The 13,023-nt window shown below is 46.0% G+C and carries 10 protein-coding genes; all 10 read right to left on the bottom strand.

Annotation, left to right across the window (positions count from 1 at the left end):
• Positions 1–99 precede the first annotated feature (99 nt).
• Positions 100–660, bottom strand: a complete 561-nt coding sequence (locus MKX59_RS00785) for a DUF4303 domain-containing protein (protein ID WP_075154994.1) — start codon at positions 658–660, stop codon at positions 100–102.
• Positions 661–765: 105 nt separating this feature from the next.
• Positions 766–2,730 (bottom strand): elongation factor G, encoded by a 1,965-nt coding sequence (locus MKX59_RS00780; protein WP_076264604.1) that lies wholly within the window; start codon positions 2,728–2,730, stop codon positions 766–768.
• 226 nt (positions 2,731–2,956) lie between these two features.
• Positions 2,957–6,073 carry a DEAD/DEAH box helicase gene (locus MKX59_RS00775; RefSeq protein ID WP_340857326.1) on the bottom strand — a complete coding sequence of 1,039 codons (3,117 nt, stop codon included), beginning with the start codon at positions 6,071–6,073 and terminating at the stop codon, positions 2,957–2,959.
• A 239-nt stretch (positions 6,074–6,312) separates the two neighbouring features.
• A complete protein-coding gene (locus MKX59_RS00770) occupies positions 6,313–8,097 on the bottom strand; it encodes a M3 family oligoendopeptidase (protein WP_340857324.1) in 1,785 nt (594 codons plus the stop codon).
• A 437-nt stretch (positions 8,098–8,534) separates the two neighbouring features.
• On the bottom strand, positions 8,535–8,867 hold the full coding sequence (csaA, locus tag MKX59_RS00765) for a chaperone CsaA (RefSeq protein WP_025720754.1): 333 nt from the start codon (positions 8,865–8,867) through the stop codon (positions 8,535–8,537).
• A 94-nt stretch (positions 8,868–8,961) separates the two neighbouring features.
• On the bottom strand, positions 8,962–9,285 hold the full coding sequence (locus MKX59_RS00760) for a putative quinol monooxygenase (protein ID WP_025720756.1): 324 nt from the start codon (positions 9,283–9,285) through the stop codon (positions 8,962–8,964).
• Between the two features lie 117 nt (positions 9,286–9,402).
• Entirely contained in the window at positions 9,403–10,494 is a 1,092-nt protein-coding gene (locus tag MKX59_RS00755) for an FAD-dependent monooxygenase (RefSeq protein ID WP_340857319.1), read from the bottom strand.
• 53 nt (positions 10,495–10,547) lie between these two features.
• Positions 10,548–11,399 carry an SDR family oxidoreductase gene (locus MKX59_RS00750; protein ID WP_025720760.1) on the bottom strand — a complete coding sequence of 284 codons (852 nt, stop codon included), beginning with the start codon at positions 11,397–11,399 and terminating at the stop codon, positions 10,548–10,550.
• A gap of 336 nt (positions 11,400–11,735) precedes the next feature.
• Entirely contained in the window at positions 11,736–12,311 is a 576-nt protein-coding gene (locus tag MKX59_RS00745; protein ID WP_068939278.1) for a TetR/AcrR family transcriptional regulator, read from the bottom strand.
• A gap of 206 nt (positions 12,312–12,517) precedes the next feature.
• On the bottom strand, positions 12,518–12,997 hold the full coding sequence (gene rlmH / locus MKX59_RS00740; protein WP_013312768.1) for a 23S rRNA (pseudouridine(1915)-N(3))-methyltransferase RlmH: 480 nt from the start codon (positions 12,995–12,997) through the stop codon (positions 12,518–12,520).
• Positions 12,998–13,023: the final 26 nt, after the last annotated feature.

Genomic DNA, 13,023 nt, shown 5'->3' with positions numbered 1-13,023 from the left:
GGGGCGGGCTGCGTGCTTGTGCGAATGGGACATACGCACGCCAAAAACCGCTTGATGATTAGGCATTTTACAACTCTCCCTCAAGAAACGCGAACGCCCTTACTCCGCCGCTTCCGCCAGCCATGCTCGCATAGCCGGAGACTCCGCCCGATTCAAACGTAGGGCGATTTCGGTATTGATCTCATCCGGCGGCATAACCTCGACAAGGACACATACAGACTCTCGCGGTTGATTCAAGGCAAACGCGCCTTCATCATCGAGCATTTGCATCGCCAGCTCCATGGCCTTCAGCCTCGAATCAAATTCACGCTTCCATTCATCAGCTTCAAGCTCCGCAATAGAAGGACGCCTCATAAACAATTGTTTAACATCATCGAAGTCCTCATCCCTGAAACAACAATAGGGTGAATCGGTATAGGACCATTTGATGAGTTCCGCAATCGTTGACCCCGGCGTGTCACTTTCGTCTCCTTGCCTGGCCGCTTCCCTCTCCAAGGCCTCCCATGACCAGGCGGAGATGCTTGGCGCATGTCCCTCTCCAGAAGTGAATAGCGTGCAGTAATAGTAACGTTCACCATTTTCAAAAAGAGTGCGAAAGGACGTCCTAGCCACATCAGCAATTTCTGCCGCCAGCGCCTGTATTTCATGCGTCGGTTCCATGACAATCGCCCCTTAGCCCTATAAAATATATATCTTATTTCCATTATAAAAATTGTTCGTCCTAAATCTACCTACTTTTCGCCTGAATCCTGGAAATGTGTGCGATTAAGGTTCTAATTCAAGGTGCATCTTGGCTTCCGCCTCATCCCATGGCACCGAGTAACCCGCCCCTTTGGCGCAAAAGATAGAGGAGGATGTATACAGTGGGTCTGCCTCTTTGCGGTAGCCCATCCGCTCTATGACTTCCTCCGTATTATGGCAGCGGTCGTAGCCGCTGAACACGCAGCGGATACTGCCTCGTCCATGCGTAAAGGATGCAAATTCGGCACTGTAGTTCATGAAAGTCGATACAGGCACCCTGCCCGTGACCACCGCTTGCGTTCCGGTTGTCTGCGGCGGATTAAAAGTACCTGAAGCACGCTGAATATCGGACAGCACCCTGCCCATTTCATCGATAGCGACCTTGATTTTAAAATCGTAAAAGGGCTCCAGCAGCACGTTGTCCGCCTTCTCCAGACCCTGCCGTAGTGCTCGAAAGGCAGCCTCACGAAAATCGCCGCCATGGGTATGTTCTTTGTGCGCGCGGCCCCTCAGCAGCGTAATGTTCACGTCGGTGACCGGCATGCCGGTCAGCAGTCCGTGATGCTCCCGTTCATAGAGGTGATTCCGAATCAGATTCTGATAGCTGATATTCAGTTCATCGGCATGACACCTGCTATCGAACATGATGCCGTTGCCCCTTGCTCCCGGTTCAATCAGCAAATGCACTTCCGCATAATGCCTGAGCGGTTCGAAGTGGCCGTACCCTTTCACAGCCGATTGAATCGTTTCCTTATACAGGATTTCCGGTTGTCCAAAAGAGATAGCAAAGCCAAACCGCTCTCTAACAAGCTGCTCTAGCACTTCCAGTTGAATCAATCCCATGACGCGGATAGAAATCTCCTGCAATTTCTCATCCCAAACGACGTTCAGGGACGGCTCCTCCGCCTCCAGCGTGCGAAAAGTACCGAGCACCTTCTGTACATGTATCGAATTGTCGAATAATACCTTCGATTGTAACGTCGGCTCCGAGTCGTAAGCTAACTTGTCTGATATCGACCCAAGGCCTTGTCCGGCTTCGGCGGCGGACAAGCCGGCAACCGCAAACAAATCGCCAGCTTCCACTTGTTCCACCGGCTGCGACTTAAGGCCGTTAAACAAGAAGAGCCGCGTAACTTTTTCGTCATATTGAACCCCGCCGCTCTCGTAACTAAGCTGTTCTCTCACCTTCAGCCGACCACCCAGCGCCTTAATGAACGTGAGTCTCGCTCCGCCTGCATCGTGCCGAATTTTATAAACCCGCCCCTGGAACGAAGCATTCCCATCATAAGTGGTTGTCGTCAGCAGATGCAGCTGATCCAGAAATTCAATGACGCCTGTATCCTGAAGCGCAGAGCCGTAAGCACAGGGGAAGAGAAGACCCGCCGCTATCATCCTCTGCAAAGCCTCCAGCCAGAAGCCGCAATCCTCTCTCCCCTCTAGGAATGCTTCCAGCAAAGCTTCGTCCCGCTCCGCCATGTCCTCCCGCAGCGGCTCGCCGACTATGCCGTCAGCGAAGCTCTGTGTAATGCAGCATACTTCCCCCGTCAACTGCTGACGGATATCCGCCTCGGTTCTGCCTACATCCGCGCCGATCCGATCCGTCTTGTTGATAAAGAAGAACGTCGGAATCCGATGCTTGCGCAGCAGCTGCCAGACCGTCTCAGTATGGCCCTGAACACCTTCAACTGCGCTTACAATCAGGATGGCATAATCAATGACCTGAATCGCCCGCTCCATCTCCGGGGAGAAATCGACGTGTCCGGGTGTGTCTATTAAATAATAGCTGTCTCCTTTATATTCTATTACCGCCTGATCTGCGAACACCGTAATACCCCTTGCCCGCTCGATGTCGTGGCTGTCCAGAAACGCATCCTGATGATCCACCCGCCCCCGCGACCGGATACTGTTCGTATGGTACAGCAGCTGTTCCGCAAAAGTTGTCTTACCTGCGTCCACATGGGCGAACAGGCCAATCGTTAGTCGCTTCATAGAATCCCACTTTCAACGCTTCTTGTTAATACTGCTCATTTTATTAAAGCATAGAAATCGGGAGAGTGGGTAGGAGTTGGTTTTGAGATAGGATCTTTTTTCATAGACAGAGGATAAAGGCAACGAGTTACATTTATGTTGAGTGATTTCTCCAGATTATAAAATATAATTAATATACTATTAAAGGAAACTCCCTTCGAATCTACTCCAACTTGGAGAACTTCGCCTAACCATCATTCCCGACCTTATTATTGTTATAATCGTAAATAATTGACATCGTTTTATTTGCCACTTCACTACCGAGTGAGGCATACAATTTCTTATCGCCAATCACATAAAATTCTTCTTTAGCTCGCGTCGCTGCAACATTCATCATATTGGGATCAGAGACAGCCCATCTTGCTGCCCCACTGCTATCAGAGTCCGCTCCAAGAACAAAGTAGACGACTTTGGCTTCTTTCCCTTGAAAAGTATGAACTGTACCAATATTCGTTGTCTTCCCGTTTTCTCGTTTTGTGAATTTAATTTCATCTAAAACCTGGGCAAGCTTATAAGCCACATTTCTAAATGGGGTGATCACATAGATTTCATCCGCTAAATCCGGATCTTCCTGCAAACGTTTATCAATCATTCTTTTCAATAAGTCAGCTTGTTCCTTAACAAATTTATCATTTGCTTTACCGGTTGAATCATACCATTGTGATTTCCCTTGTGCCTCATCTGCTGATTTACCTTGTACCATCAACCCCTCATACGAAATTTCATTTGAAATCGTAAACATCGGATAGTTCGAGCGTCTGTGTACCCAAAGGGGTATGCCAATCCATTCATCCTCATTTTTTTGGAAACCATACTGACTTGTGGCATCCACAATGGTTTGAGTAGACGCATCAGCAGAAACAAATTTCTCATCGACTTCATAGTGTCTTCCAATTAAGGTTAAAACATTTGAACCTAGCGTCATTACGGGTTTTATTTGTGATGGATCCCCAACGACCATAACCTTTTTACTTCTAAAAATGGCACCAACACTAGCTTGTGGCAGTGCTTGACCCGCCTCGTCTATAAACAGATTACCTATTGAATCTTCATTAAGATTTTTAAACATTCGACCAAAACTAGCAAAAGTAGTGCTGACAACGGGGATCGTGAAATTCAACCAATTCCATGATTCTGAAATTAGCTGCTGTCCATTCTCTTTTCCCAAGTGTTCAGACTGCCTATTCCAAATAATTCTCGCGGCTTTTAAATTCCTTCTGTTTTCATACAGGAATTGCTTTCTAGCTTTTAAAGCTGAAATAAATAGCTCTGATTGTAATTTACGGAATTTCACTGTAAACCATGGATTAGACTTTTGCAGCTCATCATACGATTGTGAAAAATCTGGTACCTTAATGCCACTTTGATACTTGAGTTTTTCTAACAATACAATTTCTCGTTCCACTTTTTTAAAACCATTTTGTTGTTTGATCATCCATCGATCGAAGTTAGCTCTTGTGTCCTGAGTTTGTTTTTGAACATACTCACTTTTCGCAACATTTTCCCTTGACCTATTTTCGAGTCGCCTACGGTCATTTAACCATTTCGTTTTTTGTTTAGATAGATCATTTAAATGATCATTCGCATTATTCAGATCTTTGAAGTACTGCTCAACTTTTGCCTTATTAAATATTTTCTGAAGCCACAAAAAACTTGGCTTTTGAGAAGTAACTACGTCACAATTCCTTTTAGCTTGAGCTTGTAGATCAATTAGGTTTTCTATCTCAACAGAAGCATTTGACCAATCCTCTTGGAGATTTTCAATTTCTTGTCCCAGTCTTTCTAGTTCACGTCTCGCTTCTTCTTCCTGTGAGATTAAATCTGTTCGTTTCTTTTTTTCTTCTTGTTCAAATGCACACATTTGCTCTTTATGCTTGGTTTTTAATTTTCGAAGAGCATACATTTTCTCGCTATAGTCTTGCATTTTATCTCTTTCGATTTTTAATTCAGCATACAGACGGGAGAATTCTTGATATACACTTTCACCTGTATTCGCTTGATCATGATCCTCTAAATCTTTTTCGATTGCTTCAATGGTTAAAAGTAACTTGTTCATGTTTGTTGACGCGCCGCCCTCTAACGAGAACACACCCCAATTTTCCTCATGTAAAAACTCACTTTTAATCTCGCGATTCTGTCCAAAACCTTCACTGGTTAATTTAGAATTGGAAACCTCTTTAAAATAATCTGCTTCATCTAGTAGCTTTTGAAAATCGCCCGCAATCGTTTCTTTCTTTGGTAACTCCTTAACAATATTTTGGACCGCCCCATTGTTTGAACTTGCAACAACAATGTTTTTATCTGAAATGGAATGTGGTAAAACACCAAGCTTAAAATCTTTCCAATAAACCAGACTCCCTTTAATCCTTTTATCAGAAAGCTGCATAATTTCCGTTGCCTGTTGTACGACTAAATCAGCAAAAATATCTTTTAACAGTGTTGTTTTCCCTGTTCCTGGCGGGCCATTGACACTACGAATATCATTTTTATCATTTAAAGCAAGATTCACCGCAACCTGCTGCATAAATGAAAGCGCGAAACCAGGATTACTTGGGAACCGCCCGAGCGGATAGAACCTAGGTTGTAAAATAGTTGTCTCGAAAATTCGGGGGTTAAAATGAACGGACTCTTTATTGCCATCCAGATTGTGCCTATGTCCCGAAAAGCCATTAAAATATCGATCCAAATTTTTATTAGTGATTGTCTTTGCTTTGTTCAGATCTTCAATAAAGAACGAATGTAGATTTACATCTCCGTTATCCAGGTTTTTCACAAATGCATAGCGGAAATTTTCTGCGGAAATATGATATTTATGAAAAAGCTCAGAGATGGTGGTATGAAAACCTTCTTCAAATTTGCTGTTTAAATCTTCTCTAAATACGTTTTCAACTTTCAAAAAATCTTTCGGTAATTCACCATGTTGGCGGATATAACCACTCATTGTATAAAACAATTTGTCTGCTAGAAAATTCAATTCGTTATCAAAATAGATAGAGAAGGTGAATTTGTCAGATTTACTAACTTCCTCGTAGGTTTTAGCAATCTTGTATTTCTCCCTCAATAGTTCAACAACTTCTTGAAAATCAAAAATATCGAAATATAATGCTAAGCCCGATTTCTTAAAGAACTTATCTGATACATCTTGTTGTTCTTTTTGCTTCATTAAAAAGTCTGAAAAGAACTGATTCCAATCCTCTTCCATTGTATGTATGAGCTTTAGCGATTTGTCTTTTTTATTAATAGAACCTTCGGATAACTGCTCGATCGTAATCCAAGCATTTAAAATATCTTGCCGTTTATTCATGAGTCTCCCCCCATTATCATCTGTAATTACTATTATAAAGCTCTCACCCTGTCATCTAAAGACAAAAAGAAAAGCTCCCCAACTTAGAGAGCTTACCAATGTACCATTCAATTATATAAGATTTCACTGCTTTTAACAGTGTATTGTATTCCATTCTTATTCCAGCTCTGTCTTTGAGTTAATCTTAATGACATTGTGCATGTGCAGGTTTACTAAATGCTTGTCATTTCCTGTTGTTATTATTTTTCAGAACGCCCAACGAAGCGCTGAATATCTTCCCCAATCAAGGCCAGCGCATCTCTCCAGAACTCTGGTGAACGCACATCGATACCCATTAACTGCCCGGCATCTGCAACCATGGTGGTGCTGCTGGCGGCCAAGAAGGCTTGAAATTGCTCGGCGAATCCGCCTTCACGTTTCTTATACTGCGCGAATAGCCCTTTAGAGAACAACAGCCCAAACGAATACGGGAAATTCAGAAACTCATTGCCTGTCATATAATAACCAGCCTTGCTAACCCACTGGTAGGAATGAATAGAATCCGGGTCAATACTGCTTCCATAGGCCGCAGACATGGCATCCTGCATCAGGCTGTTCAGTTCTTCCACCGTTAGCGAGCCTGATTTCCTATGCTCATAAAGCTGGCTTTCAAACAGATAACGGGCATAGAAATCAACGATATAATAACCGGCATCCGAGAGGCTCCGCTCCAGGATCGGCAAGACTTCTCCTTCCGATGCACTCAGCAGTAACTCTTGATTAATCAGACCCTCACAAAAGATCGACGCCGTCTCGGCAATCGGAATCGGATAATCTATATTGACCATAGTCTTTCCGGCAAGACAGCTGCTATGGTAGGCATGACCAATCTCATGCGCCAGTACACCAACATCCATATAGCTCCCGGTGAAGCTGGTTATAATCCGGCTCTCTTGGATTGGTGCGATATCAATGCACATGCCAAAGTTCCCTTTTCCTGCCCGTGACTCCGCATCGATCCATCTGGAGATGAACACCTTGCGGGCGAACGCACCCAGTTCTGTACTGAACGAGTTAAACCCGGCAACAATAAGCTCTTGTGCCTCCGGGTAGCTAATTTTGACGGAAGAATCCTCGCCAACCGGAGCAAAGATATCATGGAAAGGGAGCGGTCCTGCGTGTCCCAGAAGCTTTGCTTTGTGAAGATAATACTGATGAAAGGCAGGCAGGCTCTCCTTAATCGCTTGCAGCATTGCTTCCAGCGTCTCCTGATCCATACGTGAGGTCTCCAGTACTTTATGCAGCGGCGATTTGTACCCTCTTAGCTCATAGATTCCTATCGCCTCTCCACACACCGCATTAAGACAAGCTGCACTCTGTTCGGCAACACTGCGGCAAGCCTTGGCTTCCGCTTCATATGCCGCCTGCCTAACCTGAGAATCATGGTCGTACACCAGATTGCGCAGCTCCGTCAAAAACAGCTGATGCGCTGCCCCTTTCATCTCCACCTCTACACGCAAGGTAGACTGTATCTTCATGTACAGCCTCTCCCACGCTTTGGCGCCGGTAAGCTGCATCCGGGCAATGACTGCCTCAGCTTCTTCACTGAGCAAATACCTTGACTGCTGCTGCAGCTGACGCAAATAAAAAGCATGCCGACCCACATACTCACCCGAACCAATAATAGTATCAAGCTCTTCCCCACTCATGCTTGCCAGCCATTTGCTGAAACTTGCTAGAGCTTCTTCGGAACCCGCGGCCATTTCTTCCAATACATCCATCTGATTTGCAGCTTCTGTATTCCCGTTGTCAATGCTGAATACCAGCTCTGCATAGCTGAATAAGCACAGATACACGCTCCTGAATGCATTATATTGCCTAAGAAAATCTTCCGTTAGAATCGCAGCCTTCTCTTGAGTGTGTAAATGAAGCTTTGCCCTCGCACCAAGTTTATCTGCAAGCTCTGCTGCATGTTTATAATCCTTTTGATATTTCTCCGACTGGAATGAGGAATACAGACTCTCCAAGTCCCATGTTAAGTTCATCGCCGTTAATCTCCTTATCGTAAACACAAGCGATGCTATACGTATCCCGGCAACCGGCCATATCGGACGTATAGCAGGCTGCGTTATATTTTATTGGGATAATTCGAATATTGTATTCTGCGGCTAAGACTTACATGTTTCCACCTCTTCCGGTACTATGTTAAGCAAAGTTAATGTCAAGTATAACACGCCCACTTATTCCCTAATATGTGATAAGTCGCTGACCAATCTTCTTCTTCACTCACACCAAAAAGCCCCGCATCCGCAGGACTCGTCTCATTTTATCTTATTCATACCCCTATGCGGTGATGGTCAGACCATCAGGTACTCCGCATTCTTTTCGCATTCTCGTCGCATTCAGCGCACTTGGTCGGCGGCCCCAATCCGAGAATTCGTAAGCGTACATCCTCTTTTCTGTTCAAGCTTACTGCAATAGCTTACGCAATAGGAGTACCATTAGGTATTTCAATATCCGGCTTCAATAGAATGACATCTCCTTTTTCCGGAACGCCTCCCAAAACTAATACCTCCGATTTGAATCCTGCAATACGCCGAGGAGGAAAATTAACGATCGCTATAATTTGCTTCCCTACCAATTCTTCAGCCTTATACCGCTTAGTTATTTGTGCGCTTGAGGATTTCATCCCGATCTCCGGTCCAAAATCAATCTTAAGCTTTATCGCAGGAATCTTTGCTTCTTCAAAAAACTCCGCTTCCTTAATCGTTCCGACACGAATATCTAGTGCTGCAAAATCATCGATCGTTGCCAACGTTTTGCCTCCTCCACTAAAGTCTTTAACCGCTCACGAAAATATCTCTCACGCTTTCCGGCAGAACTTAATGAGTTCCGCTCGGTGTTGCGTTTTACTGCGCTGGGCGGAACGGCTGCAGGAGTCGAATCCCTTCCTCAATGGATCCCTCCATCAGTTCTAAGAGCTGGGGCACCAGTTCCTGCATCCGGGGGGCGCTCAGGTGCCGATCGAGGGCATCCCGGTTTTCCCAGCGCTCGTAGATGATGAATGTGCCAGGCTGGCCTTCTACCTCGTGAGCCTCGTAGTCAATGTTGCCCAGGTCGTTGCGCGACGGGGTGACAGCAGCAGTCATGAATGCCTTCATCTCGGCTTCTCTCCCTGCCTTAGCTCTCGCCTCCCAGAGTACAGTAACGTAAGGGTTCTTTGTATCGTTCATACTAATTCCTCCTAATTTATAAATACTTCGTATTTTTTGCTTTACCGTTTTCTCAAATGGGGGAATTCCCCGTTTATGCTTGAAATTCCAGTGTATCAATGGCTTAGTTTAATGCTGTTATAATCGTCCAAAAGAACGATTAAAGCCTTGGCCCCCAAGAACATCTTGACGAACCACATCTAAACGACGTGTTTGGTATTCACCCAAAGCTTTTGTTATCGAATTCGGATACTGTTTAATGGAGTCCATAATGGCAACCGTATCATCAAGTGAGTCATTAAAGCCTGCGCCAGTCATTGGTGACATGGTATGAGCTGCATCGCCGATGATGGCTATTCTTCCTTTTGACAATATATTAGGGATGTATTCATTAACAGGTGCCCCGATTAAACTGCGGTCCTTAATCGCGATTTGCAAAATTGCATCATCTTCTTTATTCCAATTTGCTTGGCTGGTTTGTGATAGTTCTTCCAGTAGCGAATCCGGAATATCTCCACCGTATAAGGAATGCTGGGCAACCCCGTCCTTTAACACCCCTAACTCAGACAGCAATTGATTATGCGAATGATCAAACCAGCAAAAACCTATCCATCGCTGGCCAGGATTGGTCCCCCCCTCTATACCTGGCATCACCGCAGTTGTCAGTGTACCGGCAGCACTATTGTTGAAATAAGCGCTCGAAAGTTGCCGTTTTTTCCAGTCTTTCTTTGGCAGCAGCTCTTCGCCCACCTTCCCTACCCAAACCAGATAGCCAGCATAATCTGCAAATGGTTTATCAGGGTCTAAATAGCGGCGGACAATACTGCGATATCCATCTGCGCCAATTAAAAAATCACCTTTAAACGTCTTCTCCTCTTCACTGGTAGCCCAAGCAGATGATTCATTTTGCCCAACACTAACAATTCGTGTATTGTGCTGAAGGGTAATACCACGTTCTTTAGCAACCGCATTGCGCAAACGTTCTTGAATGGCTGACCAAGCTTCAACATTGTTGTTACCATTGGATGCCAAGTGTCTTAATTCTCGTTCAATTTCACTATTACTATAAGGCTTTGTGTGTAAACGAATAAAAGCACCATTTCTTAATGATGAATCTGCACGTTCAAGAATGGTAACTGTATAACCAGAACGAGATAACGCAAGCCCCATCATTAGACCACCTAAAGATCCACCTACAATAATGGCATGTTCAAACTTGTTTTGTGGCATATTTCATTCCCCCATTTTAGCTTTCTGTGCAAGAGGATTCGTTAAAATGCCCGTTACTGCAGTTTCATCTGGCTGCGGAGCATCCGGTCGAGGAGTTTGTCTGGGAGAATACGGACCAGTCGGGTCAGCAGTGCCGAATCGCGACCGACCGTATAGCGGGTGCGTGGCTTTCTTTCGTGGATTGCGCGTGATATCACTGCTGCCACTTTCTCAGGGCGGATACCGTCCTTTGCCCACGTTTCAGCCTGAGCCTTCACGGCGTCAAAAAGACGATCATGGCGTCGGTGCTGGTCCGGCGTCATCAACTTGGCCAGCCGCTCCGCTGTTGTAATCCCTTGCTCCGACAGGCCAGTGCTGACACCACCCGGAGTGATCATGATAACCTTGAATCCAAACGAGGACATCTCCCTGCGAAGACTGTCATTGATCGCTTCCATCGCATACTTCGCAGCCGAGTAAATTCCGAATCCGGGCATGGAGACCTTGCCGCCAACGGAGCCGATATTGACCACGCGTCCGCCGCTGTTCAATAACGCCGGGGTGAGTGCCTGAATAACCGCGACCTGTCCGATCACGCTGACTTCGATCTGGCGGCGCAATTCATCAAGCGGAACCATCTCGAGAGGCGCATTAACGGCGATGCCGGCATTGTTAACCACTGCCCGCAAAGGGCGACCAAGCGGATCTTTCTCCACCCGTTCGGCCAGCGTCTTTAGTGTGTCGATATTGGTAACATCGACGATCACCGGCTCGATATTTTTGCGTTTGATTTTGTCGGCGTCTTCCTGACGACGAACCCCCGCCAAAACGTGAAATCCTTCAGCGGCGAGCTGCTCCGCGGTAGCCCTACCGATACCGCTGGACGTACCTGTGACGACGACCAGTTCTTGAGTTTTGAATGACATAGTAACCCTCCTAGGTTTGATAAGATATGGATCACGATATAGCACCGCTATACTGGTATTATAGCACCGCTATACAAAGTTGTATATAGCGGTGCTATATATTTTCTAAAGTGTTGCCCTGCGGTCTGAACATCGTTTTAGTGGGTGTTGCGTGATGCACTCGGCGTACCACATTTCACTTATCACACAACACAATCCAAGAGAACTAATGCTCGCATCCTCCAAACATAAAAAGATCGCCATCCTCTGGAGGTCCAGGTTGGATAGGCGATCTTTCTTATGCGTCTTCTAAATTGGGGCTTTGCCTGGAGTCTCCAGGCTCTGTCATCGAATCCCTCATTTTGAATCGGCGTTCGGCCTTTGGATCAAAATGATCTGCATTACGCTTTCCCGAATGAGGTCAACGACGTCGGGTTGGGGTGGGGGTGCCTTACGAATCTGGGCCGTCACATAGAGCCAAGAGGCCGTATTGGCGGAAGCCCAGACCAGATCTGCCGCAGCCTTGGCTGACACAGCCAGTTTGCCTTCGGCGGCGACTCCCTGAATATTTTGCACTAGTGCTTGGTACGAATGATCTGCCGCCTCGATATGGGCGCCCTCGAGCAACCGCCCCATCATCGCCGCATAAATCCGAGGACGGGCTGCCGCGAAGCGGACATAGTCATCCCATCCTTGACGAAGAGCCATCTCTGGAATGGTGGACTCCACTGCGGCAATCTTGCTTTCAAATAACTGTTTGAATGCTTCCACTATAGCTGCACTTAGAAGTCCATCGGCATTTCCAAAATGGTGGTAGAGTGTAGGAGCCGTAACCTGCGCGATCGCAGTTACGGCTCGCGTCGAAAATTGGGCTCCACCCTCCTCTTCGAGTACCTTAAGAGCAGCTGCCAATATTTTGTCATATGTGTTCATACGTCCATTATAGCAGTGCTATATTCGTATGTCCATGACGAAGGTTGTACGTCTGTGACCATTATCCCTGTAGCCAAAAAAGGTACTGAGCATTTTTCTTTCAGATTAACTTCCTCATTGTACAGAAGAGATGGAGCTACTGTTGTGGATATTTTAGGTTTGGCAGAGCCAAACCTAGTAGTGAAATCGCAATAATATAGTTCGCCCTACTTGTGATAAGGTTCACCCCGATTAATCTTCACCGCCCGGTAAATCTGCTCTACCAGAACCAATCGCATCAGTTGATGCGGCAAGGTCATCCTTCCGAAGCTCAGCTTCTGCTGGGCACGGCGGAGGACTTCGTCAGAAAGGCCGTGACTGCCGCCAATGACGAAGACAACATGGCTTGTACCGTAGGTGCCGAGCTTGTCCAGTTCCTCTGCGAGTTCTTCCGAGCTCCACAGTTTGCCGTCGATGGCGAGTACAATGACGTGTGCTTCGCTTTTCACATGGGCTAGGATACGCTCGCCCTCTCGCTCCTTGACCTGTCGAACCTCCGCCTCGCTCAGTGTATCGGGAGCCTTTTCGTCCGCTACCTCGATCATTTGGAACTTGATGTATGGCCCTAGCCGTTTAGCATATTCCTGAATGCCCATGACCAAATACTTCTCTTTTAACTTGCCAACACCTATAAGCTGAATAAACAAATTCCATACCCCTATCTATGTCGAAT

It is taken from the genome of Paenibacillus sp. FSL R7-0340, assembly GCF_038002205.1.
Classification (GTDB): Bacteria; Bacillota; Bacilli; order Paenibacillales; family Paenibacillaceae; genus Paenibacillus; species Paenibacillus polymyxa_B.
Note: the sequence above shows the minus strand (reverse complement) of the source record. Positions and strands in the feature narration are given on the sequence as shown.

Bases quoted from the DNA above. Each gene is read 5' to 3' on its own strand.
- MKX59_RS00785 (WP_075154994.1), bottom strand. From the start codon at position 660: ATGGAACCGACGCATGAAATACAGGCGCTGGCGGCAGAAATTGCTGAT.
- MKX59_RS00780 (WP_076264604.1), bottom strand. From the start codon at position 2,730: ATGAAGCGACTAACGATTGGCCTGTTCGCCCATGTGGACGCAGGTAAG.
- MKX59_RS00775 (WP_340857326.1), bottom strand. From the start codon at position 6,073: ATGAATAAACGGCAAGATATTTTAAATGCTTGGATTACGATCGAGCAG.
- MKX59_RS00770 (WP_340857324.1), bottom strand. From the start codon at position 8,097: ATGAACTTAACATGGGACTTGGAGAGTCTGTATTCCTCATTCCAGTCG.
- MKX59_RS00760 (WP_025720756.1), bottom strand. From the start codon at position 9,285: ATGAACGATACAAAGAACCCTTACGTTACTGTACTCTGGGAGGCGAGA.
- MKX59_RS00755 (WP_340857319.1), bottom strand. From the start codon at position 10,494: ATGCCACAAAACAAGTTTGAACATGCCATTATTGTAGGTGGATCTTTA.
- MKX59_RS00750 (WP_025720760.1), bottom strand. From the start codon at position 11,399: ATGTCATTCAAAACTCAAGAACTGGTCGTCGTCACAGGTACGTCCAGC.
- MKX59_RS00745 (WP_068939278.1), bottom strand. From the start codon at position 12,311: ATGAACACATATGACAAAATATTGGCAGCTGCTCTTAAGGTACTCGAA.